This is a genomic window from Streptomyces sp. NBC_00669, assembly GCF_036226785.1.
Classification (GTDB): domain Bacteria; phylum Actinomycetota; class Actinomycetes; order Streptomycetales; family Streptomycetaceae; genus Actinacidiphila.
On record NZ_CP109018.1, the window covers coordinates 786,509 to 812,168 of the forward strand.

Annotated in this window: 22 protein-coding genes; 9 read left to right on the forward strand and 13 right to left on the reverse strand. The window is 74.0% G+C overall.

Features of this window, described 5'->3' with window-relative positions; all coding sequences use genetic code 11:
* Positions 1 to 4: 4 nt before the first annotated feature.
* From ung to OG896_RS03215, 6 genes are all read right to left on the reverse strand, one after another.
* Positions 5 to 679: a uracil-DNA glycosylase gene (gene ung / locus OG896_RS03190; RefSeq protein WP_329373643.1), complete on the reverse strand. Its 675-nt coding sequence runs from the start codon at positions 677 to 679 to the stop codon at positions 5 to 7.
* A 165-nt stretch (positions 680 to 844) separates the two neighbouring features.
* A complete protein-coding gene (locus tag OG896_RS03195) occupies positions 845 to 1,810 on the reverse strand; it encodes an aldo/keto reductase (RefSeq protein WP_329362181.1) in 966 nt (321 codons plus the stop codon).
* Between the two features lie 110 nt (positions 1,811 to 1,920).
* Complete coding sequence (locus tag OG896_RS03200) at positions 1,921 to 2,682, reverse strand: SDR family oxidoreductase (protein ID WP_329362183.1); 762 nt, start codon at positions 2,680 to 2,682, stop codon at positions 1,921 to 1,923.
* A 37-nt stretch (positions 2,683 to 2,719) separates the two neighbouring features.
* On the reverse strand, positions 2,720 to 3,481 hold the full coding sequence (gene fabG / locus OG896_RS03205; RefSeq protein ID WP_328472551.1) for a 3-oxoacyl-ACP reductase FabG: 762 nt from the start codon (positions 3,479 to 3,481) through the stop codon (positions 2,720 to 2,722).
* 218 nt (positions 3,482 to 3,699) lie between these two features.
* Positions 3,700 to 4,083, reverse strand: coding sequence for a DUF3037 domain-containing protein (locus tag OG896_RS03210; RefSeq protein WP_328472549.1), 384 nt, complete (start codon positions 4,081 to 4,083; stop codon positions 3,700 to 3,702).
* Positions 4,080 to 4,898 (reverse strand): HipA family kinase, encoded by an 819-nt coding sequence (locus OG896_RS03215; RefSeq protein WP_329362187.1) that lies wholly within the window; start codon positions 4,896 to 4,898, stop codon positions 4,080 to 4,082. Before OG896_RS03215 ends, OG896_RS03210 begins: the two co-directional genes overlap by 4 nt.
* A gap of 32 nt (positions 4,899 to 4,930) precedes the next feature.
* On the opposite strand from OG896_RS03215, the gene OG896_RS03220 reads away from it, so the two are divergent.
* Both OG896_RS03220 and OG896_RS03225 read left to right on the forward strand, forming a co-directional pair.
* Positions 4,931 to 7,036 carry a S9 family peptidase gene (locus OG896_RS03220; protein ID WP_329362188.1) on the forward strand — a complete coding sequence of 702 codons (2,106 nt, stop codon included), beginning with the start codon at positions 4,931 to 4,933 and terminating at the stop codon, positions 7,034 to 7,036.
* 78 nt (positions 7,037 to 7,114) lie between these two features.
* On the forward strand, positions 7,115 to 7,612 hold the full coding sequence (locus OG896_RS03225; RefSeq protein WP_329362190.1) for a Rieske (2Fe-2S) protein: 498 nt from the start codon (positions 7,115 to 7,117) through the stop codon (positions 7,610 to 7,612).
* Between the two features lie 140 nt (positions 7,613 to 7,752).
* Here the strand turns inward: OG896_RS03225 and OG896_RS03230 are convergent, their stop codons facing one another.
* On the reverse strand, positions 7,753 to 8,667 hold the full coding sequence (locus tag OG896_RS03230) for a LysR family transcriptional regulator (RefSeq protein WP_329362192.1): 915 nt from the start codon (positions 8,665 to 8,667) through the stop codon (positions 7,753 to 7,755).
* 72 nt (positions 8,668 to 8,739) lie between these two features.
* Here OG896_RS03230 and OG896_RS03235 point away from each other — a divergent pair, with 72 nt between their 5' ends.
* Complete coding sequence (locus OG896_RS03235) at positions 8,740 to 9,753, forward strand: DMT family transporter (protein WP_329362194.1); 1,014 nt, start codon at positions 8,740 to 8,742, stop codon at positions 9,751 to 9,753.
* Between the two features lie 70 nt (positions 9,754 to 9,823).
* The gene (locus OG896_RS03240; protein WP_329362196.1) at positions 9,824 to 10,798 is read left to right on the forward strand and encodes a serine/threonine dehydratase; all 975 of its coding nucleotides are present in this window, start codon (positions 9,824 to 9,826) and stop codon (positions 10,796 to 10,798) included.
* Between the two features lie 113 nt (positions 10,799 to 10,911).
* On the opposite strand, the gene OG896_RS03245 is transcribed toward OG896_RS03240, so the two are convergent.
* Positions 10,912 to 12,243, reverse strand: a complete 1,332-nt coding sequence (locus tag OG896_RS03245; protein WP_329362198.1) for an aminotransferase class I/II-fold pyridoxal phosphate-dependent enzyme — start codon at positions 12,241 to 12,243, stop codon at positions 10,912 to 10,914.
* Between the two features lie 35 nt (positions 12,244 to 12,278).
* Between OG896_RS03245 and OG896_RS03250 the strand changes: the two genes are divergently transcribed.
* Together OG896_RS03250 and OG896_RS03255 are read left to right on the forward strand one after the other, a co-directional pair.
* Positions 12,279 to 13,040 carry a pyridoxamine 5'-phosphate oxidase family protein gene (locus OG896_RS03250; RefSeq protein WP_329362200.1) on the forward strand — a complete coding sequence of 254 codons (762 nt, stop codon included), beginning with the start codon at positions 12,279 to 12,281 and terminating at the stop codon, positions 13,038 to 13,040.
* Positions 13,034 to 13,678, forward strand: coding sequence for an FMN-binding negative transcriptional regulator (locus tag OG896_RS03255; protein WP_329362202.1), 645 nt, complete (start codon positions 13,034 to 13,036; stop codon positions 13,676 to 13,678). Before OG896_RS03250 ends, OG896_RS03255 begins: the two co-directional genes overlap by 7 nt.
* Here the strand turns inward: OG896_RS03255 and OG896_RS03260 are convergent.
* The 4 genes from OG896_RS03260 to OG896_RS03275 form a co-directional block, all read right to left on the reverse strand.
* Complete coding sequence (locus OG896_RS03260; protein ID WP_329362204.1) at positions 13,667 to 14,758, reverse strand: DMT family transporter; 1,092 nt, start codon at positions 14,756 to 14,758, stop codon at positions 13,667 to 13,669. The genes OG896_RS03255 and OG896_RS03260 overlap by 12 nt on opposite strands.
* Before the next feature lie 259 nt (positions 14,759 to 15,017).
* The gene (locus OG896_RS03265) at positions 15,018 to 16,112 is read right to left on the reverse strand and encodes an EamA family transporter (RefSeq protein WP_329362206.1); all 1,095 of its coding nucleotides are present in this window, start codon (positions 16,110 to 16,112) and stop codon (positions 15,018 to 15,020) included.
* Positions 16,113 to 16,271: 159 nt separating this feature from the next.
* Positions 16,272 to 16,997: a pyridoxine/pyridoxamine 5'-phosphate oxidase gene (locus OG896_RS03270; RefSeq protein WP_329362207.1), complete on the reverse strand. Its 726-nt coding sequence runs from the start codon at positions 16,995 to 16,997 to the stop codon at positions 16,272 to 16,274.
* A 188-nt stretch (positions 16,998 to 17,185) separates the two neighbouring features.
* A complete protein-coding gene (locus OG896_RS03275; RefSeq protein ID WP_329362208.1) occupies positions 17,186 to 19,471 on the reverse strand; it encodes a glycoside hydrolase family 3 N-terminal domain-containing protein in 2,286 nt (761 codons plus the stop codon).
* 247 nt (positions 19,472 to 19,718) lie between these two features.
* Between OG896_RS03275 and OG896_RS03280 the strand changes: the two genes are divergently transcribed.
* Complete coding sequence (locus tag OG896_RS03280) at positions 19,719 to 20,741, forward strand: LacI family DNA-binding transcriptional regulator (RefSeq protein WP_329362209.1); 1,023 nt, start codon at positions 19,719 to 19,721, stop codon at positions 20,739 to 20,741.
* Positions 20,742 to 21,058: 317 nt separating this feature from the next.
* On the opposite strand, the gene OG896_RS03285 is transcribed toward OG896_RS03280, so the two are convergent.
* A complete protein-coding gene (locus tag OG896_RS03285) occupies positions 21,059 to 21,685 on the reverse strand; it encodes a PadR family transcriptional regulator (protein WP_329362211.1) in 627 nt (208 codons plus the stop codon).
* A gap of 295 nt (positions 21,686 to 21,980) precedes the next feature.
* Between OG896_RS03285 and OG896_RS03290 the strand changes: the two genes are divergently transcribed.
* Complete coding sequence (locus OG896_RS03290) at positions 21,981 to 23,321, forward strand: MFS transporter (protein WP_329362213.1); 1,341 nt, start codon at positions 21,981 to 21,983, stop codon at positions 23,319 to 23,321.
* Positions 23,322 to 23,543: 222 nt separating this feature from the next.
* On the forward strand, positions 23,544 to 25,586 hold the full coding sequence (locus tag OG896_RS03295) for a vWA domain-containing protein (protein WP_329362215.1): 2,043 nt from the start codon (positions 23,544 to 23,546) through the stop codon (positions 25,584 to 25,586).
* Positions 25,587 to 25,660: the final 74 nt, after the last annotated feature.

A 25,660-nucleotide genomic window follows, 5' to 3' on the forward strand; every position in this document is an offset into this window, starting at 1 on the left:
CCCGCTACGCCGACGCGAGGTCCGGGATGCGCCAGTCGATCGGGGCGTGGCCCTGCGCCTTCACCGCGTCGTCGATCTGGGTGAAGGGGTGGCTGCCGAGGAAGAGCTTCGCCGACAGCGGCGACGGGTGGGCGCCCTCTATGACGGTGTGGCGGTCGGTGTCGATGAGCGGCTTCTTCTTCTTCGCGTAGTTGCCCCACAGGACGAAGACGGCCGGGTCGGGGCGGTCCGAGACGGCCCGGATGACCGCGTCGGTGAACTTCTCCCAGCCCTTGCCCTTGTGCGAGTTGGCCTCGCCCTCGCGGACCGTCAGCACCGCGTTGAGCAGCAGGACGCCCTGCTGGGCCCAGGGCATCAGATAGCCGTTGTCCGGCACCGGGTACCCGAACTCGTCCTTCAGTTCCTTGAAGATGTTCCGCAGCGAGGGCGGGGTCCGCACCCCGGGGCGCACCGAGAAGCACAGCCCGTGGCCCTGGCCCGCGCCGTGGTACGGGTCCTGACCGAGCACCAGCACCTTCACCTTGTCGAACGGGGTGGCGTCCAGGGCGGCGAACACCTCGTCCCGCGGCGGGAAGACGTGGTGCTCCTGCCGCTCGGCCTCGACGAAGTCGGTGAGCTGCTGGAAGTAGGGCTTGTCCAACTCCTCGCCGAGTACGGCCTGCCAGGAGTCGGGCAGCATGCTGGGCACGTCGGGAACCTCCGGTACGCGATCGGTTACTGGTTCCGAAACTACCGCGCCCCACTGACAATCCCCGCCGCGTCCCTCCTCCCGCCCCGGCCGGCACGCACCCGGACGGCGGTCAGGCCGCGATCAGGCCGCTGTCAGGCCGCGGTCGAGCCGCTGTCAGGCCGCGTCCAGCCGGGCCCTCAGCTCCGGATCGAGGTCGAGGTCCACCGCGCCCAGCGCCTCGTCGAGTTGGGCGACGCTGCTCACCCCGACCACCGGCACGATCGACAGCAGGCCGCCCATCTGCCAGGCCAGCACCACCTGGTTGGGGGTGGCGCCGGCCTCGCGGGCCACCTCGCGCAGCACCGCCAGCCGCCGCTGCGACATCGGGTGGTCGTACGGCGCGAGCAGCGGCTTGTCCGCGCGGGTGTAGGCGCCGTGCACCAGCGGGCCGTACGCCATGAGCGTCAGGTCGTCGTGGGCCGCGACGAAGTCCTGCATGTCGTCGCGGGCGTACCACTGGGCGCCCCACTCGCCGCCGGGCACCGGCCACAGGTAGGTGTGCCGCTGCTCGACGCAGGTGTAGCCGGGCAGGTCGTGCGCGGCCGCGTACTGCCGTGCCTCGGCGACGCGCCAGGCGGCGTGGTTGCTCGCGCCGATCAGCCGGGTGGCGCCGCTGCGGACGACCTCGGCGAAGGTCTCCACGGTCTCCGCGACCGGGACCGCGCGGTCCTCGATGTGGGCGTAGTACAGGTCCACGTGGTCGGTGCCCAGGCGGCGCAGGCTGCCCTCGATCCCGGCCCGGACCACCTTCGCCGAGAGCCCTTCCCACGCGTCGGGCCACACCTGCGTGCTGCCCTCCGGCGGGCGCGCGCCGACCTTGGTGGCCACCACGGTACGGTCGCGGGCGCCGCGGGCGCGCAGCCAGCGGCCGAGCAGCAGCTCGCTCTCGTCACCGGTGCCGCCGGGCGCCCAGACCGAGTAGTTGTTGGAGGTGTCGACGAAGGTGCCGCCGGCCTCGGCGAAGCGGTCGAGCACCGCGAAGGAGGTCTGCTCGTCGACGGTGGAGCCGAACGGCAGGATGCCCAGGCACAGGTTGCTGACCTGGGGTCCGCGGCCGCCGGCAAGGGTGCGGTAGCGCATGGGTGCGTCACTCCGTACAGGTGGAAGGTCCTCGGAGGCGGGCCCCTGAGGAGACCGCCTCCGAGGACTGTGCACCTTGGAGTACGGACGAAGGCAAGCGCCTCGACCGGTCAGCTGCCGGCCTTGAGGAAGAGGCCGCCGTCGATCACCAGGTTCTGCCCGGTGATCCACCCGGCCTGGTCCGACAGCAGGAACGCCGCCGCGCCGCCGATGTCCTCGGGCACGCCGAGCCGCTGAAGGGGGTACCCGGCGGCCGTCTCCTCCTCGCGGCCCTCGTACAGCGCCGCGGCGAACTTCGTCTTCACCACCGCGGGGGCGATCGAGTTGACCCGCACCTTGGGGGCCATCTCCGCGGCGAGCTGCACGGTGAGGTTGACCATGGCCGCCTTGCTCATGCCGTAGGCGGCGATGAACGGGGACGGGGCGAGGCCGGCGATGGAGGTGATGTTGACGATCGAGCCGCCGTTCTCCTGCTGCCAGGCCCGCCAGGTCTGCTGGGCGAAGCCGAGCGCGGACAGCACGTTGGTCTCGTAGACCTTGCGGGCGACCCCGAGGTCGAGGTCGGTGAGCAGGCCGAAGACCGGGTTGGTGCCGGCGTTGTTGACGAGGTGGTCGAGCCGGCCGAACGCGTCCATCGCGCGGCCGACGGCGGCCTCCTGGTGCGCCTCGTCGTGCGCCTTGCCGGCCACGCCGATCACCCGGTCGCCGCCGCCCAGGCTCTCGACGGCCGCCTTGAGCGCGTCCTCGTTGCGGCCGGTGATGCAGACGCGGTCGCCGCGGGCGACGAGTGCCTGGGCTATCCCATACCCGATGCCGCGGCTGGCGCCGGTGACGATCGCGGCGCGGCCGCTCTCCGGGGGGAGCTGAGTCATGTGCTGGTACGCCTTCGCTACTGGTGGGGTGCGCGGGTCAGTCGAGGGGTCCGCCGGCGATGTACAGCACCTGGCCGGAGACGAAGCCGGCCGCGTCGCCGGTGAAGAAGGCGATGGCGCCCGCGACGTCCTCGGGCCGGCCGACCCGCTGGACCGGGATCTGGGTGGCGGCCGCCGCCTGGAACTCCTCGAAGCCCATGCCGACCCGGGCAGCGGTCGCGGCGGTCATGTCGGTGACGATGAAGCCGGGGGCGACCGCGTTCGCGGTGACGCCGAACTTGCCGAGTTCGATCGCGAGGGTCTTGGTGAAGCCCTGCATGCCCGCCTTGGCGGCGGAGTAGTTGACCTGGCCGCGGTTGCCCAGCGCCGAGGACGAGGAGAGGTTCACCACGCGGCCGAACTTGGCGTCCACCATGTGCTTCTGCACCGCGCGGGTCATCAGGAAGGCGCCGCGCAGGTGGACGTTGAGCACGGTGTCCCAGTCCGCCGCGGACATCTTGAAGAGCAGGTTGTCGCGGAGCACGCCGGCGTTGTTCACCAGGATCGTGGGCGCGCCGAGTTCTTCGGCCACCCGGGCGACGGCCGCTTCGACCTGGGCCTCGTCCGAGACGTCCGCCCCGACCGCGAGCGCCCGGCCGCCCGCGCCCGTGATCGACTCCACGGTCTCCTTGCAGGCGCCCTCGTCCAGGTCGATCACGGCGACGGCGCGGCCCTCGGCGGCCAGCCGGACCGCGGTCGCTGCTCCGATACCGCGGGCGCCGCCCGTCACGATCGCGACGCGCTGCTCGGTGGTGGACATCTTCGTCTCCTCAACCTCGGCCCGATGACGCGCCCGCCCCGACATGAGCGACCGCTTAGTAGGTCCCGCCCCGAACCGTAGGAGCGCCGCATGGTGGTGTCAACAGGACCCCCCGGGGTGCCCCGTCCCGTCGGGTTCAGGGACCACCTGCGAGTGGGTGGCTTGTCACGCGGTTCCCCGCCCCCTGGACATGTGCGGCTCCTTCCGCGAAAGGAGGGTCACCGCACCAGGAGGTCGAGGAGGCGGTCGGCCTCCTTGCGGGCGTCGGGCGTGAGCCCGGTGTGGATCGGCCCGGGCTGGACGATCGTGCTGCGCGGAGCCGTGAGCCAGCGGAAGCGGCGCCCGGGGTCGTCCCCGGCCGCCTGCCCGGCGGAATCGCCCCCTTCGCAGATCCCCTGGTAGCCACGCAGAGCGGCGGCCACGCCGTCCACATCGACCTCGGGGTCGAGGCAGCGCAGTCGCGCGACATCCAGGTGCACCCGGGCCCCGACATAGGACTGCGCGCGGCAGTACACCAGCACCCCGGCGTTGATCAGCTCGCCGCGCTCGATCCGCGGCATCACCCGCACCAGTGCGTACTCGAAGACGTCCCGCCCGCTCATTCCGCGTTCTTCCCCTCGACCCAGGTGCGCAGCCACTCCGGCGGCGGTTGCTTCGCCTGGACGCGACCGGTGGTGATGCGTTCGTGGACGTCGACGGCGCGGGCGCCCAGCAGTTCGCGGTAGGCGGCGCGCACGTCGTCGGGAGAGTCGAAGCCGGGCTCGTCGAGCAGCCACTCGTCGGGCACCAGGCCGGTCACCTCGGTGAGCAGCGACTCCGTCACCTGGGCGGCCAACTCGGGTGCGACGGCCGCGGGTTCGGGCGAGAAGCGGGACAGCGCGTGGTCGGTGGCGTCGTACGGCTTGGCGGACGCGGCGGGCGCCGACTTCCAGTTGTGGTGCCAGATGAGCGAGGCACCGTGGTCGATCAGCCACACGTCCCGGTGCCAGACCAGCATGTTAGGATTACGCCACGATCGGTCGACGTTGGCGATGAGCGCGTCGAACCAGACGATGCGGCTGGCCTCTTCGGGCTCCATGGTGAACACCAGAGGATCGAAGCCGAGCGAGCCGGGCAGGAAATCCATTCCGAGGTTGAGACCGCCGCTCGCTTTGAGCAGGTCCTGGATCTCCTCGTCGGGCTCCCCGAGTCCGATCACCGGATCGAAGTCGAACCGCACCAACTCGGGCACCCGCAGGCCCAGTCGACGGCCGAGTTCGCCCGCGATCACCTCGGCGACCAGCGCCTTGCGCCCCTGGGCCGCGCCGCTGAACTTCACGACGTAGGTACCGAGGTCGTCCGCCTCGACCACGCCCGGCACGGAACCGCCTTCACGCAGCGGCGTGACGTAGCGGATGCCGGTCACTTCTCTCAACATCCCCCCAGGTTAACGGGGAGCAGACTGCCCTTATGGACAAGATCACCGATCATCGCGACTTCCCAGGCCAGTTCGCCCGTACCCAGCGCTTCTCCCTGGGCGTCCCCCGGAGCTTCACCCTCTCGCCCGACGGCTCGTCGGTGCTGTACGTGCGCACCCGCGGCCCCGAGGACCGCGTCGGCCGCCTGTGGCGGCTGGACGCCGACGGCGAGCACCTGCTCGCCGACCCGGCCGCGCTGGCGGAACCGGCCGCCGAGGTGCCGCAGGCCGAGCTGATCCGGCGCGAGCGGGCCCGCGAGCGCGCCACCGGGATCGTCGGCTACGCGACCGACGCGGCCGTACGCCTCATCGTGTTCGCGCTCGACGGCGCGCTGTGGACCGCCGATCCGGCCGGTGTCCGGCCGCCGCGCCCGCTCGCCACCGCGGGTCCCGTGGTGGACCCGCGGCCCGACCCGACCGGCCGCCGGGTCGCCTACGTCACCGACGGCGCGCTGCACGTCCTGGACCTGGCGGGCGGCGCGGACCTGGCGCTCGCCGAGCCGGAGAGCGGCGAGGTGACGTACGGGCTGGCCGAGCACGTGGCGGCCGAGTCGATGCACCGGCACCGCGGCTACTGGTGGTCCCCCGACGGCAGCCGGCTGCTGGTCGCGCGGGTGGACAACGCACCGGTGGCACGCTGGTGGATCGCCGACCAGGTGGACCCGGAGCACCACCCGCGCGAGATGGCCTACCCGGCGGCCGGCACCGCGAACGCCGACGTGTCGCTGCACCTCCTGGCCGCGGACGGCACCGGCGACCGTACGGAGGTCGACTGGGACCGGGCCGGCTACGAATACCTGGCGACCGTCGGCTGGGACGCGCACGGCCCGCTGCTGAGCGTGCAGAGCCGCGACCAGCGGACCGTACGGGTGCTGGCGGCCGATCCGGCGACGGGGGCGACCCGGCTGCTGCACGAGCAACGCGACCCGGCGTGGGTGGAGTTGGTGCCCGGCACGCCCGCACGCACCGCGTCCGGCGCCCTGGTGCACACCGCGGACATGGGCGGGACCCGCCACCTGACCGTCGGCGGCGAACCGGTCACCCCGGAGGGCGTGCAGATCCGCGAAGTGCTCTCCGTGGACGGCGAGTCGGTGCTGTTCGCGGCGTCCGGGGAGCCGACCGAGGAGCAGTTGTGGACCTACCACCCGGACGGCGGCGCGGCGCCGCTCAGCGAGGGCCCCGGGGTGCACACCGGGCAGCGGGCCGGGGACACGCTGCTGCTGTCGTCGCTGACCGAAGAAGGCCGCGACATCCGGCTGCTGCGGCCCGGCGGCGAGCTGCGGGTGCCGTCCCTGGGAGCCACGCCGGTGGTGACCCCGCGGGTGACCTGGCTGCGGGCCGGCGAGCACGACATCCGCACCGCGCTGCTGCTGCCGTCCTGGCACCGTCCGGGCTCGGGCCCGCTGCCGGTGCTGCTCGCGCCCTACGGAGGGCCGGCGCTCCAGCTGGTGATGCGGGCGGCGACCTGGCCGCTGGCCGAGGCGCAGTGGTTCGCGGAGGAGGGCTTCGCGGTGGTGGTGGCCGACGGGCGCGGCACCCCGGGGCGCGGCCCGCGGTGGGAGAAGACCGTCCACAAGGACACCATGAGCGCGCCCGTCGAGGACCAGGTGACCGCGCTGCACGCGGCCGCCGCGCACTGCCCCGACCTCGACCTGGGCCGGGTGGCGATCCGCGGCTGGAGCTTCGGCGGCACCCTGGCGGCCATGGCGGTACTGCGCCGCCCGGACGTCTTCCACGCGGCGATCAGCGGCGCGGGCCCCAGCGACCAGCGGCTGTACGACACGCACTGGCGCGAGCGGTTCCTCGGCCACCCCGACGAGGACCCGGAGGCGTACGACCGCTCCTCGCCGATCGGGTCGGCGGAAGCGCTGGAGCGGCCGCTGCTGCTGGTGCACGGCCTCGCCGACGACAACGTGGTGGCCGCGCACACGCTGCGGCTGTCGGCGGCGCTGCTGGCCGCGGGCCGCTACCACCAGGTGCTGCCGCTGTCGCACGCGACGCACGGACCGAGCGATCCGGTGATGGTGGAGGGGCTGCTGCGACACCAGTTGAGATTCCTCCGCGACGCGTTGAACACCGCGCCGCGACCGTCCGTATGAACGGGTACGCGTGACAGCACGCTGCCGGCCGGCGAGGGCCCCGCCGTCCGGTCCGATCCACGAACAGGATGCAACCCCATGGCAGAAAGCTCCGGAATCCCCGAGTCACCGACCCGCCGCGGCGTTGTCGCGGCGGCCGGTGGCGTGGGCCTCGCCGCCGTTCTGACCGCCTGCGGTTCCGGCTCCTCCTCGCACTCCTCCGACGACGCCGCCGGCAGCTCGTCCGCCTCGCCGGCGCCGTCCGGTGGCGCCGACTCCGGCTCCCCGGCCGCCGGGGGCGGGGGAGGCGGCAGCCCGCTCGCCAAGACCTCGGAGATCCCGGTCGGCGGCGGGAAGATCTTCGCCGCCCAGAAGGTCGTGGTCACCCAGCCGAGCAGCGGGCAGTTCAAGGCCTTCTCGGCGGTGTGCACGCACCAGGGCTGCACGGTCGCCAAGGTGTCCGACGGCCAGATCATCTGCCCGTGCCACGGCAGCGCCTTCCATGTCGCCGACGGCTCCGTGGCCAAGGGCCCGGCCACGACGGCGCTCCCCGCGAAGAACGTCACCGTGTCGGGCGACGAGGTCACGCTCGCCTGATCCCCGCACGCCGGTCCGGGTTCTCGGGGCGGGCCCCGAACCCGGACCGGCCCCTTCCGGCCCTTGTGCTCCTTCCGTTCCGCCTCGCCTCCGCGCCCTTCGCGCCGCTTCTCCCCCGCCCGCCGGGTGGTTCGCCGCGGTCAGGAGGCGGGCGGCCGGTAGGCGTTCGCGGACGCGCGCAGGGCGTCGACGGCGGCGCGGATCGCCGGGCGGCGGTCGGCGTCCTCGCGCCAGACCGCGTAGACATGGCGCTGCATGGTGTGGCGGACGGGCATGATGCGCACGCCCGGCGGCATGGGGTCCCGGCCCAGCCGGGGCATCACCGCGACGCCGAGCCCGGCCGCGACCAGCGCCAGCACGGTGGCGTGCTCCTCGGCGTGGTGGGCGACGCGCGGCTCGATACCCTTGCCGCGCAGCGTGAACAGCAGCCACTCGTGGCAGAAGCCGCCGTCCGGCCAGGCGATCCAGTCGTCGTCGGCGAGTTCGTCCAGCTCGATCTCGGTGCGGCCCTCCAGCCGGTGCCCCAGCGGCAGCGCGGCATCCACGATGTCGTCGAAGAGCGGGGCCTTGGCGAGCCCGCCGGGCAGCGACAGCGGCTTGTTGTACCAGTCGAGCACGACCGCGAGGTCGACGTCGCCGCGGCCGAGCCGGGCCAGCGACTCCTGCGGTTCCAACTCGTGGACGACGGTGCGCAGTTGCGGGTACGCGGCGCGCAGGTCGGCGAGCGCGGCGGGGAACAGTCCGCGCACCGCGGTCGGGAACGCCCCGGCGCGCAGTTCTCCGACCGCGACGCCTCGGTGCGCCTCCAGGTCGGAGTGGGCGAGCTCGACCAGGGACAGTATCCGCTCGGCGTGCCCGGACAGCAGGCGTCCGGCGTCGGTGAGCCGCACCCCCCGGCCGTTCTTGCCGAGGAGCGGCTGGCCGGTCTCCCGCTCCAGCTTCGCCATCTGCTGCGACACCGCGGAGGTCGTCACGTTCAGCACCTCGGCGGCGGCGCTCACCGAGCCGTACGTGTCGATGGCGTGCAGGATGCGGAGCCGTTCGAGTGACAACATGTAAGTGATTCTACGTCGTCTGTGCAGAAATTCTCGCTTGTTCTACGACGTCGCAGCCGTCATCGTGGACTCATGAAGACTTCCGCCGTCCGCGGCACGGCCGTTGAGCCGCCCGTCGAGTCGCCTGTCGAGCCACCCGTCCAGGTGTCCGTCGCGGACGTCCCGGTGCCCGCCTCCGGGTCACCGTCGCAGGGGCTGCGGCGGCTGCTGGACTGGCGGGTCCGCTTCGCCGCGCTGGGCCTGGTGTGGGGCTTCAGCTTCCTGTTCATGAAGGTGGGCAACGAAGCGTTCGCACCGCTCCAGGTCACCCTCGGCCGGATGGTCTTCGGCACCGCGGTCCTGGCCACCGCGGTCGCGGTGAAGCGAGAGCGGCTGCCGCGCGGCCGCCGGACCTGGCTGCATCTGTTCGTCGCCGCCTTCCTGCTGAACTCACTGCCGTTCACGCTGTTCGCCACCGCCGAGCAGACCATCCCGTCGATGCTCGCGGGGATATGCAACGCGGCCACCCCGCTGTTCTCGATGCTGGTCTCGCTGGTCGCGCTGTCGGAGGACCGGCCGTCGCGGCAGCGGTTCGCCGGGGTCGGCCTCGGCTTCGCCGGTGTGCTGACCGTGCTCGGCGCCTGGCAGGGCTTCGCGGGCCAGGACCCCAAGGGCACGTTGATGGCGCTGGCCGCGGCGATCAGCTACGCGGTGGGCTGGGCCTATGTCCGGCGCACCCTGAGCGGCAGCGGCAGCTCCAACCTGGCGATGTCCGCGAGCCAGTTGTCGCTGGGCACCCTGCAACTCCTGCTCGTCACGCCGTTCTTCACCTCGATGCCGTCGTCGTATCCGGCGAAGTCGGTGCTGTCGGTGCTGGCGCTGGGCGCGTTGGGCACGGGCATGGCGTTCCTGGTCCAGTACGGACTGGTGGCGGAGAAGGGTCCGACCATCGGGTCGATGGTCACGTACCTGATACCGATCGTCGCCACCGCCGCCGGGGTGCTGCTCCTCGGCGAGTCGCTGAGCTGGAACGAACCGGTGGGCGCCGCGGTGATCCTGGTGGGCGCGGCACTCACCCAGCGGCGGCCGAAGGGCGCCCGGGCGTAGCGTGTCGGTGCGGCGCGGCGGGCCGCGACCGGTGCCCGCGCTGCCTCCCCCTATCGCTACGGAGCGCCACGTGCACGAGATCAGCTACGGAGACGTCAAGGCCGCCACCGACCGGGTGGCCGGCCAGGTCCGACCCGTCACCGTCGTCCCGCCGACGGGCGGACCGCAGGACCCGCAGGTCTGGTTCGCCCTCGAATACATGCAGTACACCGGCTCCTTCAAGGCGCGCGGCGCGCAGAACTTCATCGCCGCGCACCGCGACGCGGGCACCCTGCCCGCGGCCGGCGTCTGCATCGCCAGTGGTGGCAACGCCGGGCTGGCGTGCGCGTGGGCGGCCCGCCGCCAGGGGCTGACCGCCACCGTGTTCCTGCCGCAGAACGCCCCGGCGCTGAAGGTCGCCCGGCTGAGGGAGTACGGCGCGCAGGTGCGCCTGGCCGGCACGCAGTACGCAGAGGCCCTGGAGGCGTGCGAGCAGTTCGCCGCGGAGTCCGGGGCGCTGGCCGCGCACGCGTACGCCGACCCGTATGTCAGCGCCGGCGCGGGCACCTTGATGGAGGAGATCCACGCGCTGATACCGGACCTGGACACTGTGGTGGTCTCGGTGGGCGGCGGCGGGCTGTTCGCCGGCGTGGCGGCGTCCGCGCGGCAGCACGGGGTGCGGGCGGTCGCCGTCGAGCCGGAGAACTGCCGTTCGCTCAACGCCGCGTTGGAGGCGGGAGAGCTGGTCGACGCAAGCGTGGACTCCGTCGCCGCGGACGCGCTGGGGGCGCGTCGCGCCTGGCAGGGGGCGCTGGCCGCGGTGCGGCAGGACAACGCCCGGTCGGTGCTGGTCGGCGACGAGCAGATCATCGCCGCCCGCCGGTCGCTGTGGGACGAGCGCCGGATCGTGGTCGAGCACGCCGCCGCCGCCGCGCTGGCCGCGCTCCTCCCCACCGACGACCCCTCGCGCGGCTACCGTCCGGCGCCGGGCGAGAAGATCGCGGTGGTGCTGTGCGGGGCGAACACCGACCCGACGGACCTGCTGGCACCGGCAGCCGCGCGCTGAGGACACCGGCCGTCGCCCGCTGAGGGCCGCGGCTCGGAAGCGGCCCGACCGCCCGGGGGTTGCCGTGCCCCTCGGCCGGCGCGCGGCGGCCTGGGCGGGCACCGGCAGCGGGCTCAGCCGAAGCGGCTCGCACCCGTGGAGCGGAGCACCGCGGCGACGGAGTCGGCGAGCGGGTCGATGTCGGCGAGGCCGAGCGGGGAGACGGTGATGCGCACACCGGGCGGGGAGTTGACCCGGAAGCGGGCGCCGGGCGCGACGGCCCAGCCGTGCTGGAGCAGCCCGGCGACCGCGCCGGTCTCGTCGGCGACCGGCACCCAGGCGTTCAGGCCGCAGCGGCCATGGGCGGCGACCCCGCGCTCGTCGAGCGCCCCGAGCAGGGCCTCGCGCCGCACCGCGTAGGAGCGGGCGGTGCGCTCGGGGTCCACGGCGTGGTGCTGCCAGAGGTGCACCACCGCCCGTTGCAGCAGGTGGCTGACCCAGCCCACGCCGAGCCGGTGCCTGCCGCGCACCCGGGCGACGGTGACCTCGTCGCCGGTGAACACCGCCAGCCGCAGATCCGGGCCGTACGCCTTGGCGGTGGAGCGGACCAGCGCCCAGTGGTCGGTGGCGCCGGACAGGCAGTGCAGGGGAAGGTCCACGAGACCGTGCAGGTGGTCGTCGTCGATCACCAGGACGTGCGGGTGGGTGGCGAGCAGGGCGCGCAGTTCCGCCGCGCGGGCCGCGGACAGGGCCGCGCCGGTCGGGTTCTGGCCCCGGTCGGTGACCAGCAGGGCGCGTACGCCGGCGGCCAGCGCGCGGGCCACCTCCGCGGTGACCGGCCCCTCGTCGTCGACGGCGACCGGCACCGCGCGCAGTCCCATCGCCGGCACCAGGTCGAGCACGCTGCCCCACCCGGGGTCCTCGACGGCGACCGCGTCGCCGGGGCGCAGATGGGCGGCGAGGACCCGTTCGATGGCGTCGAGCGATCCGGAGGTGAGGCCGATCGGGCCGGCGGGCACCCCGTCGGCGTCCAGGGCGGCCCGGGCCAGTTCGGCGAGGTCGGCGTCGATGACGGTGCCGCCGTACAGCCCGGGGGCGATGGCGTGGTGGGCAGCGGCCTCGGCCAAAGCGTCGGCCAGCGGCGGGAGCAGCGCCAGGTCGGGGTTGCCGGTGGACAGGTCGCGGGTGCCGGACGGCACGTCGATCCGGATCGCCTCGCGGGGTGCGACGGCCGGGCGGGCCCGCACCCGGCTGCCGCGGCGGCCCGCCGTCTCGATCACCCCGCGGTCGCGCAGCAACCGGTAGGCGGCGGCCACCGTGTTGGGGTTCACATCGAGGTCGCGGGCGAGTTCGCGCAGCGGCGGCAGGACAGTGCCCGGCCGCAACGCGCCCGCGCCGACCGCGCGTTCGATGTCGGCGGCGATTGTCGATGCGCCACGCCCGCTGATTGAGTACTCTCCTAGCACAAACAATATTATGCACTAGTTCAAAGGATCGCGCCATGACCGCCACACCGGCCTCCCCCGACGCACCACCGCCACCGCAACAACCCGCACAGCCGGCAGCGCCCGCACCGCCGCCGTACCCCACCACCGACCGCACCGTCCCGACCCGTTCCGCGGACCGCGCCTCGTACGACCGCGCGGTCGTGCACGCCATCCTCGACGAGGGCTACCTCTGCCACCTCGGCTTCGTCCGCGACGGCGCACCGGTGGTGCTGCCGACGCTGTACGCGCGCAGCGGCGAGCGGCTGTACGTGCACGGGTCGACGGGTTCTCGGCCGCTGCGGGGCGCGCGCAGCGACCCGGGGCTCGCGGTGTGCGTGACGGTGACGCACGTCGACGGGCTGGTGCTGGCGAAGTCGGCGTTCCACCACTCGATCAACTACCGCTCCGTGGTGGTGCACGGCACCGCCCACCAGGTGACCGACCCGCAGGAGCGGGCCCTGGCGCTGGACGCGATCGTGGAGCAGGCCGTGCCCGGCCGGGCCGACGACTCCCGCCGGGCCAACGCGAAGGAACTGGCCGCCACCGCCGTGATCCGGCTCGACCTGCGCGAGGTGTCGGCGAAGATGCGCACCGGCGGGCCCAACGACGAGCCGGAGGACCTCGACCTGCCGTACTGGGCCGGCGTGGTCCCGGTCGCACCCGCCTACGCCGCGCCCGTGCCGGCCGGCTACCAGGCGCCGTCCGTGCCCCTGCCCGGCTACCTCGCGCCCGCCGGCCCGCGCGGCGCCGACCGGAAGGACCCCGCCGCATGCTGATCCACCCCTGGGACGCGGCCACCGACGACGCCGAGTGGCAGCAGTGGCTGGCCGCCCACGACTTCGGCCAGCTCGCGGTGAACGGCCTCGACGGCGAGCCGCCCTTCGTCCAGCCCGCCCACTTCGTGTACGACCCGGCGCCCGGTGCGCACGGCGAGGTGCTGCTGCACCTGGCCCGGCCCAACCCGCTGTGGCCCGCGCTGGAGGCGGCGCCCCAGGTCACCCTCAGCGTCGTGGACGACTACACCTTCGTCCCCGGCCCCTGGCACGCCGCGCCCGGCGACCCTTCCGAGTACGGCACCCCGACCAGCTTCTACGCCGCCGTCCAACTCCTCGGCACCGCCCACATCCTGGACGACCCGCAGGTCAAGGCCGACCTGCTCCGGCGCCAGGTCGCCCACTTCCAGCCCGACGGCGGCACCGCCCGGGTCGCGCCCGGCCAGGAGCCGTTCGGCCGGATGCTCGCCGGCATCCGCGGGGTGCGGATCGACGTCACGCGGGTGCGGGCCAAGTTCAAGTACGGCGGCAACAAGCCCGAGGAGGTACGGCGCCGTGTCACCGGCCTGCTCGCCGACCGCGCCGCTCCCGGCGACGCGGCCGCGCGAGCCCACCAGCTGCGCCGGCTGTCAGCCGACTGACGGCCCCGACGACACGGACGACACGGCCGGGCCCGCCGGACCCGCCGGACCCGCCGGACCGGAACCCGCGGGCTGCTGCCGCGCCTCCTCCCAGGCCAGTACCCCGACCGCCGCCAGCAGCACCAGCGTCCCGGCCAGGGTGGCGGCGGTCAGCCGCTCGCCGAGCAGGGTGACCGCGAGGGCGGCCGCCGAGACCGGCTCGATCAGCGCCACCACCGAGACCGTCGCCGCGCGCAGCACGGCCGCCCCCGCGAAGTACAGCGCGTAGGCGAACGCGGTCGGCACGGAGGCGAGATAGCCGAGCAACGCGAGCGTGCGGCCCAGGTGTTCGGCGTGCGGCAGCAGCCCCTCCGACCAGGCGGCCGGCAGCAGCACGACCGCGCAGATCCCGAACGACCACAGCGAGGTGGTCAGCGGGTCGCCTGCCGCCCCGCGGCTGCCGTGCCACCGGGTCAGCAGCGTGATCCCGGCGTACCCGGCCGCCGACAGCACCGCCAGGACCACCCCGGCCGGCCGCACCTGCGTGCCACCGCCGCCGAGCACCAGCACGGCGAGCCCGGCGAGCGCCCCGGCCACCGCGACCGCGCCGCCCCGGCCGATGCGTTCGCCCATCGCCACCCGGGCGACGAGCGCGATCAGCACCGGGCCCGAGCCCAGCGTGACCACCGTGGCGACGGCGAGCCCGGTCGAGCGCACCGCGCAGAAGTACGCGACCTGGAAGAGGGTGAGCCCCGCGCCGGTCACGGCGATCCGGACGAACCGGCCCCACCGGGGCGCCGCCGGCACCGCGGCGAGGACGGGCCGTACGGCCGTACCCGTACCGGCACCGGCACCGGCACCGGCACCAGCACCAGCACCCGCACCCGCACCCGCACCCGGGCGCAGCCTGCGGGCCGCCAGCAGCAGGACGAAGCCGCCCGCGGCCCGCCAGAACGTCAGCGCGAGCGGGCCGAGGCCGCTCCCGCGGTAGAGGACCGCGGCGACGGCGCCCGCCGTGCCCCACGCGGTCGCCGCGAACACCACATACAGCAGTCCCTGCCCGGACGTGATCCGGGCAGCCGAAACCTGCGAACGTGACAAGGGAAGTCTCCCGCGAAAAGGTGAGTTGAGAAACGAACGTCACCGTCTGCGGGCAGCACACATGGCCGTACGGCGCCTGCCGGCGCCTCGACGAGCCGTTACCGGGTCCGCGCCGCCCGCGTCAGGCGGCGGGAGGCGGAAGAACAGTCAGGTGCATGTCCCCACCCTAGCCCCCACCGCAGGCCGGGACCGGCCGCGCGTCGCGCCTCTGCCCGCCCGCGCTGACCGCCCTGACCGCACCGCCCCAGGTCGCGGCGCGCTACCGCCGGGGCGCCAGGTCCGGCTCGACGCAGGGTTCCGGAGCCGTCGGGGACGCGGCCGGGGCGGGCTCCCCCGCTGCCGCGGGCAGGGCCGTCTGCGCCACGAACGCACCGGCCAGCACGAGCGCGCCGCCGAACAGCTGCGGGGTGCCCAGGTGTTCGCCGAGCAGGAACCAGGCCAGCACCGCGCCGACGACGGCCTCGACGCAGGAGACGACCGCGGCGATCTGCGGGCTGAGCCGCCGCACGGCCATCACGCCGGTCAGGTACGACACGACCGTGCAGACGAGCACGATCCAGCCCACCAGCAGGATTCCGGGAACGTCCGCGTCGCCGAGCGGCACCTGGTGGGCGAGCGACGTCCAGGCGATGTCCCACGGGCGCGCGACCAGGGTGAGGGACGCGGTGCCGAACAGCAGCGCGTGCGCGATCACCGCGACCGGGTCCGGGGCTCCCCCGCCGTCGGAACCGTCTCCAAGCCCGTCCACGAACCCGTCGCCGAGCCCGTCCGCGAGCCCGTCGCCCGCGCGCTCGCGGTCCGGGGACCCCGGCGACGCGGCCGCGCCATCCTGCGCGCCGTGGTCGGCCAGGACGAAGTACGCGACCTGGCAGCAGGCCGCGCCGAAGGAGCAGAGCAGGCCGACCGGCGCGAAGGCGAACCCGGACCAGATCCCCACCACGAAGCACATGCCGCCGACCGCGAGGACCACGCCGACCACCGCGGCGCGCCGCACCTTCCGCCGCTGCACGAACCGCACCCAGCCGAGCAGCAGCGCCGGGCCGAGGTACTCCACGAGGATGGCCACGCCGACCGGTATGCGGGCGATCGCCAGGTAGTACAGCGCCTGGACGCCGACGATGCCGAGCAGCCCGAAGCCGATCACCAACCCGGGCCGCTGGAGCGGAAGTCGGCGGTGCCGCACCGCGACGGGCAGCAGCACCAGCGCGGCGCCCGCCACCCGCATCCACACCACGTGCAACGGTTCGAACCCGGCCTCGATGAGGGGCTTCGCCGCCACCCCGGAACCGCCGAAGGCCACGGCGGACAGCAGTGCGAGCCCGACCCCGCCGCTCCGCACCTGAGTTGACCGCATCAGGACATGATGGCAGTCCCCGACAGCAGCGTCACCTCGAACGCCGCCGCTGCCGAGCCCCGTCCGCCCGCCCCGATCCGGAAGCCGATCATCCGGAACCCGCTGGTCGGGGCGGTGACGCCCCGCGGAACGGCGGTCCCGGCGTCGGCTCGCGCGCGGTCACGGCCACAGCAGCGTCCGCGCCCAGCCCTCCCCCGCCGCCCGGCGTTCGTACCGCACCCGTACGTGGAAACGCGCCGGGTCGGCCTGCCAGAACTCCGCCTCGGCCGCCCGCAGCCGGTACACCGTGTGCGTGGCGGGCACCCGGCCGGGCTCGGCGGCGACCAGCTCGCGGGCGGCCCGCAGCGCTTCGTCGTACTGCTCCGGCCCGGACAGCGGCGCGCTCACCGGACCGGCGAACGCGGCCGCGCGCGCGTGCTCGCCGCGGCCGAGGAAGTCGCGGGCGGTGGCATCGGGGCCGAGCACGCCGACCGGTCCCGCCATCCGGATCTGCCGGCCCTGCGCGGGCCAGTACCAGGTCAGCGCGGCACGCGGGTTGGCGGCCAGGTCGCGGCTCTTGCGACTGCGGGAGTCGGACGCGAAGTCGTAGGCGCAGTCGGCGGTGTCGATGCCGCGCAGGATCAGCACGCGGGCGCTGGGCGTGCCGTCGGCCGCTGCCGTGCTGAGCGTCATGACGTGCGGTTCGGGCACCGCGCCGGTCAGCGCCGCGTCCAGCCACTGCGCGAACAGCGGCCCGGGGGCGTCGGGCACGGCCGCCGGGTCGAGGTGCGGCAGCGGCCCGGCGAGCACGGGCGCGGCCCGGGTACGGGCGAGCAGCGCCTCGTCCGCGCGCCGCCCGGGTACGGAGCCCGAGCCGGAGTCGTTGCCGCCGCCACCGCTCTCCATCCGCCCCTCCATACCGCGCCCTTTCCGCTGTCGCGTGCACCCGACAGCGTCCATCACACACCAGCGCCGGGCCGCGGACGGGTTGCCCCGCCCACGGCCCGGCGCAACGAGTGCCGATCACCGGAGCCCGCTGCCGCGTACACCGACCACGGCACGCCGATCAGCGCACGCCGATCACCGCACGCCGCTCACCTCAGCGTGACCGTCGCCGTCTGCGTGCCCGCGGTGAAGACGTACGTCCCGGGCGCAACCTGCCGCGGACCCGCGCCGTCGATGTCGCCCGGGGTGACGGCCAGTTCGCTCGGCGGGACGCTGAGCGAGACCGTACGGGACTGGCCCGCGTCCAGGTGCACCTTGGTGAACGCGACCAGCTTGCGGGACGGGGAGAGCACGTCGCTGGACGGCTGCGCGACGTAGACCGGCACCACCAGATCGCCCGCGCGGCTGCCGGTGTTGGAGACGTGGACCGCGAGTTTCACGGTGTCCTTGGTGCGCGCGGTGGCGGACGCGGCCTTGACCGAGTCGAACGTGTAGGTGGTGTAGGACAGTCCGGCGCCGAAGGGGTAGGCGGCGTCGTAGGAGGACTCCGGACCGGCGTTGGTGCCGGGGAGCTGCTGGTAGTACATCGGTTCGTTCCCGATGTCCTTCGGCCAGGAGGCGTTGAGCCGCCCGCTGGGGTCGGTCTTCCCGAACAGCACGTCGGCGACGGCGTTTCCGCCCTCGGTGCCGGGCAGCCACGACATCAGCAGCCCCTGGGTGCCGTCGGCGTCGCCGAGCACCAGCGGCCGCCCGGCGAGCACCACGGTGACCACGGGCTTCCCGGTGGCCTTCAGCGACTTCACCAACGCCTGCTGATCGGCGGTGAGTTCGGGCCGCGGGCTGTCCGCGCTGCCTTCGGCCGCCGCTTTCTCACCGACCACCACCACGGTCAGGTCGGCGTCCTTCGCCTGGGTGACGGCGTCGTCGGCGGTCTTGGCCTGCACGACCTGGGTACCGGACGGCGCGGCCTTCTCGATGCCCTGCAGCACGGTGGTGCCGGGCAGGGTGACGCCGTCGGGCACACCCTGCCAGCCGACCGTCCAGCCGCCCACCTGGTCGTTGATGTCGTCGGCGTAGGAGCCGGCCACCACGATCTTCTTCGCCTTCGAGGAGATCGGCAGCACGCCGCCGTCGTTGCGCAGCAGCACCTGGGACTCGTCGGCGGCCTGCCGGGCGAGGCCGGTGTCGGCGCCGATCACCCGGGAGTCGGCCTTCGACGCGTCCACGTACGGGTGCTCGAACAGGCCCAGCCGGAACTTCAGCGTCAGGATGCGCTTGACCGACTGGTCGATCCGGGCGACGGAGACCAGATGGCGCTGGACCGCGGTCTTCAGGCCGTCGCTCCAGCCCTGCGCGTCGTACGGTTCCATCGCCATGTCCAGACCGGCGTTGACGGCCTTGGCGATCGCGGCCGGGTAGTCCGCGGTGAGGTGGTAGGAGGTCTGGAGCGCGCGCACGTCGGCCCAGTCGCTGACCACGACGCCCTTGAAGCCCCACTGCTTGCGCAGCACGTCGGTGAGCAGGTAATGCGACGCGGTGGCCGGGATGCCGTTGATGGCACCGGAGTTGACCATCACGGACTGCGCACCGGCGTCGATGGCCTGCTGGTAGGAGGGCAGCAGGGTGTCCTGGAGGTAGCGCATCGACACGTCGCCGGGGACGCGGTCGTGGCCGTTGCCTGGCTCGCCGTAGCCGGCGAAGTGCTTGACGGTGGCGGCGACGTCCTTCGCGCCTCCCGCGTTCTGGATGCCCTGGACCGCGGCGGCGGCGAGCGTGCCGGACAGCAGCGGGTCCTCGCCGTACGTCTCGTAGTAGCGGCCCCAGCGCTGGTCGCGGGCGATGTCGGTGACCGGCGCGAAGTTCCAGTCGATGCCGGTGGCGGCCACCGCGCGGGCGGTGCTCGCCCCGGCCGCCTTGACCAGCGACGGGTCCCAGGTGGAGCCCATGCCGATCTCCTGGGGGAAGATCGTCGCGCCCAGCACGTTGTTGTGGCCGTGCACGGCGTCCACGCCGTAGATGATCGGGATGTGCAGCCGGGAGTTCTTCACCGCGTACTGCTGGACGGTGTTGACCATCTTCGCCCAGTTCTCCGGGGTGTTGACCGACGGGCCGGCGCCGCCGCCGGAGAGCACCGAGCCGGCCGCGTTCTTCACCAGCACGTCGTGCAGGCAGGATTCGGTGAAGTCGCCGCCGCTCCACTGGCAGTCGCCCTGCATGTTGACCACCGAGATCTGGTCCATCTGGCCGATCTTCTCGTCCAGCGTCATCCGGTGCAGCAGGTCGTTGACGCGCACGTCGATCGGCGCGTTGGGGTTGGTGTAGGTCGGGTTGTCTCCGGCCTGGGCCGGCGCCGAGGCGACCGCCGCCACGCAGGCGGCCGCGGTGGCGAGGGTCAGCAGCCCTCTGAGACTCAGTCTTCGTGCGTTCGTTGGCATCGCAGGAGTCCCGTTCCTGTTGGGGGGCGGCCCCGGCGTCGCGGGACCGTTGGTGCCGTAAACGATTCCGATCGGCCGGAAGTCTGTCCCCCACGCTCACAGATCGTCAAGACTGTACGCAGGGCATTGTTGTGCCCCACCCTGGCGGGAGCGCTTTCCCGCACGTCAGCACGACCACGCACAGCGCACGCACAGACAATCCGTCCGACGGACCGCCCCTGTCCAACTCGCGCAGAACGGGTACCTCGTGAACATCCGTGAACTCGCCCGCCGCAGCGGTGTGTCGACCGCCACCGTCTCGCGGGCGCTCAACGACCGGGCCGAGGTCAGCGAGGCCACCCGTGCGCGGATACGCCAACTGGCCCTGGAACTGGGGTACGCGCCCAACGAGCCGGCCCGCACCCTGGTACGGCGCCGCTCGGACACGATCGGGCTGATCTGGGACAGCGGGCAGGAGGCGCAGGGCCTGCACAACCCCTTCCTGCTCGGCCTGCTCAGCGCCGTACGCACCGCCCTGTCCGAGGCGGACTACCACCTGATGCTGCTCACCACCGCGGGCGCCGAGGAGCCCGACGGGGCGTACCTCCAGGCGGTGCAGCGGCACAACCTGGAGGGTGTCATCGTGCTGACCACTCCCCCGGACGACCGCTGCCTGCGCGCGCTGGCCGCCTCCACGGTGCCCTGCGCGGGCATCGACACCGCGTTCACCGGGCCGCGTACGGTCCGGGTCAGCTCCGACAACGCGGCGGGCGCGGCGGCCGCCGTCCAGCACCTGTACGAGCTGGGGCACCGCAGGATCGCCACCGTCACCGGCCCGCTGCACCTGCCGCCGGCGGCCGAGCGGCTGACCGGCTACCGGCGGGCGTGCGAGCGGCTCGGCCTGCCGGTGCCCGACGAGTACGTCGTCGAGGGGGACTTCTTCCTGGCCAGCGGCGAGACGGCGGCCCGCGGTCTGCTCGCCCTCCCCGAGCCGCCGACCGCGATCTTCGCGGCCGGCGACCAGATGGCGATCGGCGCGATGCACGCGGCGGCGGACGCGGGGCTGTCGGTGCCGCGGGACCTGGCGGTGGTCGGCTTCGACGACATCGACGCCGCCTCGCTGGTCCGGCCGGCGCTGTCCACGGTCGCGCAGGACCAGCGTGCCCTGGGTGAGGCCGCGGTCGCGGCCCTGCGCAGCCTGCTGGACGCCGACCCCGGCCGGCCCAAGGACCTCGTCCACTCGTACATCGTGCCGACCCGGCTGCTGATCCGCGGTTCGAGCCGCGCGTAGCCCGGACGCGGGAGCGGAGGCCGGGGGCGGGAGCGGAGGCGGGACGCGGGAGCGCAGGCCGGACGCGGGAGCGCAGGCCGGACGCGGGAGCGTAACTCGGGGACAGAAGCGCAACTGGGGGCCGGGAGCGTGGCTCGGGCGCGGCGGGCGGCGTCCGCCCGGCATGCCACCGGCCGCCCCGGTCACCGCTGTCCGCGGGCGGCCGGAGCGGCCGGTGTTCCTCGCACGCACGGTCCGCCACCGGGCGATGCCTGGTGGCGGACCGTGCGACCGTGCGACCGTGCGCGGGCGCCGGGTTCGACGCTCCGCCGCGGGATCTACTTCTCGGTGTCCTCGTCGGCGAGGATCAGGTACAGCTTCTTCCGCGCGTCGTTCACCACGGTCAGCGCCTTGTCGCGCTGCTCCGGTGTGCCCGTCGCCCAGACCTGGCGGAACGCCTCGATCAGGCCCCCGCCGGCCTTCCTGATCTCGTTGAGCGCGTCCCAGTCGACGCCGCGTTCGGCGTCCTCCCAGGGCGCGTCGGGACCCGCCTCGGCCTCGGCCCGGCCGGCGTCCGTGAGCGTGAACAGCTTCTTGCCGCCCTCGCTCGCGCTGCCGATCAGGCCCTCGTCCTCCAGCAGTTGCAGCGTCGGGTAGACCGAGCCGGGGCTCGGCCGCCACGCGCCGCCGCTGCGCTCGGCGATCTCCTGGATCATCTCGTAGCCGTGCATCGGGCGGTCGGTGAGCAGCGCCAGGATCGACGCGCGTACATCGCCGCGCCGCGCCCGTCCGCGCGGTCCGCCGCGCCCGCGGCCTCGGCCGCCGGGGCCGAACGGTCCGCCGCCGAAGGGCGGCCCGAACGCGCCGAACGCCGCCCGCGACCCCTCTCGCTCGCCCCACCCGTGATGTCCGGGTCCGCAGTCTCCGTGTCCGTGTCCATGTGCATGTGGTCCTTGGGAACGCATGATGTCGCTCCTTCCATCGTTGATCGTTCGCGACAGTTCTACGATATATCGGAATCGCTCGTTCGACAACCCCCGGATGGCTCCGGCCGCCCTCCCACCGCCCGCGCAGCCCCGTTCCGCCGCCCGCACACCGCACCTCCGCCACCCGCACACCGCGCCCCCGCCACCCGCACAGCCCCCTCCCGCCACCCGCACACCGCACCTCCGCCACCCGCACAGCCCCCTCCCGCCACCCGCGCACCGCGCCCCCGCCGCCGCTTGACCTCAAGCCCGCTTGAGGGGCCAGCCTGTCCCGGTGACCGCCTTCCCCTCGCCCTCGCGGCTGCTGCCACCGGCCTACCGCCCGCTCTTCGCGCACCGCGACTTCCGGCGGCTGCTGCCCGCACTGGCGGCCTGCGACCTCGGCGACGGGATGAGCATGGTCGCGGTGGCCTGGACCGCGCTCGCGATCGCTCCTCCCGGCCGGGCCGGGCTGCTGGTGGGCGCCGCGGTGGCGGCGTACGCGCTGCCGGGGGCCGCCGGGGCGCTGCTCCTGGGCCGGTGGCTGCGCCGGCTGCCCGCCTGGCGGCTGCTGGCCGCGGACAGCTGGCTGCGTGCGGTGCTGCTGGGCTGCGTCCCGCTCGCGTGGGCGCTGGGCGAGCTGCGTCCGGCCGGCTACGTCGCGCTGCTGGCCGGCTCCTCGGTGCTGCACGCGTGGGGAGGCGCGGGCAAGTACGCGCTGCTCGCCCGGGTGCTACCGGCGGGGCAGCGGCTCGCGGCGAACGCACTGGTCAGCTCCAGCGGTTCGGCGGCGGTGATCGTGGGGCCCGCGCTCGCCGGGTTCCTGGCGGCCGCCGTCTCCCCGGCGTGGATCATCGGCCTGGACGCCGCGTCGTTCGCCGTGCTGGCGGTACGGGCCGGCCGGCTCGGTTCCCGGAAGCGGACCGCCGGGCAGGACACGGCGGAGGGCACGGCCGACGACGCCACCGACAGCGCGCCCGCGCCCGTCGACACCGGCCAGGCGGCGGCCGGCCGGCGGCTGCTGCGCGGGCAGCCGGAACTCCTCGGCATCCTCGCCCTGACCTGGTTCTTCAACTTCCTCTACGGCCCGGTCGAGGTGGCCCTCCCGCTGCACGTCACCGGCGACCTGCACGCCGGCGCGCGCCTGCTCGGCCTGTACTGGACACTCTTCGGCGCGGGCGCGGTCCTCGGCGCCCTGTGCGCGGGCACCCTGCGCAGGCTCCCGCTCTGGCCGGTCACCCTCGGCATCGTCGCCGGCTGGGGCCTGACCCTCGTGCCCTTCGGCCTGGGCGCGCCCGCCGCCGTCACGCTCGCCTGCTTCTCCCTCGGCGGCGTGATCTACGGGCCCTTCACCGCGCTATCCTTCACCCTCTTCCAGGACCGCACCCCCGCCGCCCTCCTCACCACGGTGCTGGCCGCCCGCGGCGCCGCCCTCCTCACCGCCGCCCCGGTCGGCACCGCGCTGGGCGGCCCCCTCACCGCCGCGCTCGGACCCCGCACGGTCCTCGCCGCCTCCGGCCTGGCGACCCTCGCCCTCGCCGCGACCACGGCCACCGCCCGTGCGCTGGGCACCGCCCATCGGACCGGCGGCAGCGCGAGCGACCCCGCCCCCGCCGAACCCGGCGCCCCCTCGTAACGGGACCCGCCCGACTCGCCGGCGCGCGAAGGGCGAGCGCCAGGCACGAGGACCGGTGCCTGCCGTCCATGGGTGCGCCGCCATCCACACGCATCGACTTCCGCGCGACCGGAGCGCGTCACCTCGCGAGGATCTGACGGGATGTCACACCGAGTGACTAGAGTGCAAAACATCAGCAATCATGCCAAACCGGCATCACCGTCTGCTGGTGAAAGGTGCACGATGACGTACAGAGCCCATCTCGCCGCAGCCGCGGCGCTCCTTCTCGCGCTGGCCACCGCTCCCGCCGCCGCGGGCGCGGCCGGCGCCGTGGCGGCACCGGCGGCCACGGGCGGCCGAGCCGCCCTGCCCCGCACCGTGCCCACCCCCGACCCCGACGAGTCCGTGGTGGCGGTGCGCACCGGCGGCAACCGGGACGCCGCGACCGACGCGGTCGATCCGCTGGCCGGGGTCCGGCTCGCCCTCTACGCGGACGCCGACGCCACGGACCCGATCGACGCCTCCTGGGCGCGGTGCACCTCCGACGCCGACGGCGACTGCACCTTCACGGTGCCCCTGACCGGCGCCGGTGAGGCGAACAACGGACGCGTCCTGACCGTCCGCCAGCTCTCCGCCCCCGCCGGCTGGTACACCAACCCGGTGCTGCGTACGGGCCCCGGCAGCGGCTCGGGATCGACGGCCTCGCCGTACGAGTTCCAGACCCCGGCGCTCCAGGGCGGCGCGACCTACCACTCCACCCGCGAGTTCATGTACAGCACCGACAACTCGCTGCCGACCCGCTCGGGCGGCGTGTGGCAGTCCTCGCGGGACAACCCGCCGCTGCCGGAGTCGTGCGGGCTCGACGTGGCGGTCGTGCTCGACCTGTCCGCGTCCGTCGGCAGCCAACTGCCCGCGCTGAAGGCCGCCACCGACGCCTTCACCGACGCGCTCACCGGCACCCCCTCACGGCTGGCGCTGTTCTCCTTCGACCAGGCGTCGCCCGCCACCAGTGTCGAGGCCAACCACCCGGAGCTGCATTCGGTCTCCACCCCGGCCGGGGCTGCCGCCTTCAAGAGCCTGTACGCGGACTGGACGCTGGGCAAGGGCACCAACTGGGACCGCGCGCTGCACGCGGTGTCCCAGGCGCCCGAGCACTACGACGCGACCGTGGTGCTCACCGACGGCAATCCGACCCGCTTCGGCAGCCTGCACGGGGACGGCTCGAACACCCACTTCATCGACGTGGAGAACGGCATCTTCTCGGCCAACTCCGTCAAGGCCAAGGACACCCGGGTGATCGCGCTCGGCGTGGGCAGCGGCGTGGCCGGAGTGTCGGGGCTGAACCTGCGGGCCATCTCGGGACCCACGGAGTTCGACGGCGGCAACACCACGACCGCCGACTACTTCCAGACCACCGACTACGGCCAGGCCGCCGACCAGTTGCGCGCACTGGCACTGGACCACTGCACCGGCACCCTCACCGTGGTCAAGCAGATCGCGCCCGAGGACACCACGGGCGAGGACGTCACCGGGGCCACCCCCGCCGGGCCCGGCTGGACGTTCGACGCGTCCACGACCACGTCCGGGATGACCGGCCTGCCCGACACGCAGACCACCACCTCCGACGGCACCGGCGCGGTCACCTTCCACCCCGGATTCGGCGTCAACACCTCGGCGGACCTGACGGTCGGCGAGATCCAGCACCCCGACTACGCACTCGTCACCCAGGACGGCCGCAACGCCGTCTGCACCGACCTCGACACCGGGCAGCGCCTGCCCGTGGAGAACACCGGCACGGAGGCCGCTCCCGGCTTCACCGTCGACGCACCCCGCCAGGCCGCGATCAGCTGCACCGTCTACAACCGGCCCGCCGGCACCGGCGAAGAATCCGCCGACCTCACCGTCGACAAGGAGTGGAACGTCGACGGCCACCTCTACGCCGACGGCACCCAGCCCGACGGACTGAGCGCCCAGCTCACCCTCACCGGCCCCCACGGCGCCGGCCCGACCCCGCAGCCGTGGGGCGACACGCGCACCGGCTACGTCATCGGTGACCGGGCCACCGCGGCCGAGACCGTCCACCTGACGGCCCCCGGCTGCACCCTCGCCCGCTCCGAGGTCACGAACATCGACGGAGCCGGCGTGCATCTGCCCCTGCCGTACGACACGACGCTCACCGAGCACCACCAGCACCTGACGGTGACCAACACGGTCACGTGCTGCCCGGAGGACGGCCACCACCAAGGCCACGGATACGGTGCCAAATCCCGGCCCGCCCGCCACTGATGATCCGCACCCTGCTGGCTCCCGGGGGCCGGGCGCGTGCTGCTTCGCGCCCGGCACCCGGGCCGCGTCCCCGT

Bases quoted from the DNA above. Each gene is read 5' to 3' on its own strand.
- OG896_RS03285 (WP_329362211.1), bottom strand. From the start codon at position 21,685: ATGCGTTCCCAAGGACCACATGCACATGGACACGGACACGGAGACTGC.
- ung (WP_329373643.1), bottom strand. From the start codon at position 679: ATGCTGCCCGACTCCTGGCAGGCCGTACTCGGCGAGGAGTTGGACAAG.
- OG896_RS03235 (WP_329362194.1), top strand. From the start codon at position 8,740: ATGAAGACTTCCGCCGTCCGCGGCACGGCCGTTGAGCCGCCCGTCGAG.
- OG896_RS03195 (WP_329362181.1), bottom strand. From the start codon at position 1,810: ATGCGCTACCGCACCCTTGCCGGCGGCCGCGGACCCCAGGTCAGCAAC.
- OG896_RS03295 (WP_329362215.1), top strand. From the start codon at position 23,544: ATGACGTACAGAGCCCATCTCGCCGCAGCCGCGGCGCTCCTTCTCGCG.
- OG896_RS03275 (WP_329362208.1), bottom strand. From the start codon at position 19,471: ATGCCAACGAACGCACGAAGACTGAGTCTCAGAGGGCTGCTGACCCTC.
- OG896_RS03225 (WP_329362190.1), top strand. From the start codon at position 7,115: ATGGCAGAAAGCTCCGGAATCCCCGAGTCACCGACCCGCCGCGGCGTT.
- OG896_RS03210 (WP_328472549.1), bottom strand. From the start codon at position 4,083: ATGAGCGGGCGGGACGTCTTCGAGTACGCACTGGTGCGGGTGATGCCG.
- fabG (WP_328472551.1), bottom strand. From the start codon at position 3,481: ATGTCCACCACCGAGCAGCGCGTCGCGATCGTGACGGGCGGCGCCCGC.
- OG896_RS03255 (WP_329362202.1), top strand. From the start codon at position 13,034: ATGCTGATCCACCCCTGGGACGCGGCCACCGACGACGCCGAGTGGCAG.
- OG896_RS03230 (WP_329362192.1), bottom strand. From the start codon at position 8,667: ATGTTGTCACTCGAACGGCTCCGCATCCTGCACGCCATCGACACGTAC.
- OG896_RS03200 (WP_329362183.1), bottom strand. From the start codon at position 2,682: ATGACTCAGCTCCCCCCGGAGAGCGGCCGCGCCGCGATCGTCACCGGC.
- OG896_RS03220 (WP_329362188.1), top strand. From the start codon at position 4,931: ATGGACAAGATCACCGATCATCGCGACTTCCCAGGCCAGTTCGCCCGT.
- OG896_RS03270 (WP_329362207.1), bottom strand. From the start codon at position 16,997: ATGGAGAGCGGTGGCGGCGGCAACGACTCCGGCTCGGGCTCCGTACCC.
- OG896_RS03265 (WP_329362206.1), bottom strand. From the start codon at position 16,112: ATGCGGTCAACTCAGGTGCGGAGCGGCGGGGTCGGGCTCGCACTGCTG.
- OG896_RS03250 (WP_329362200.1), top strand. From the start codon at position 12,279: ATGACCGCCACACCGGCCTCCCCCGACGCACCACCGCCACCGCAACAA.
- OG896_RS03215 (WP_329362187.1), bottom strand. From the start codon at position 4,898: ATGTTGAGAGAAGTGACCGGCATCCGCTACGTCACGCCGCTGCGTGAA.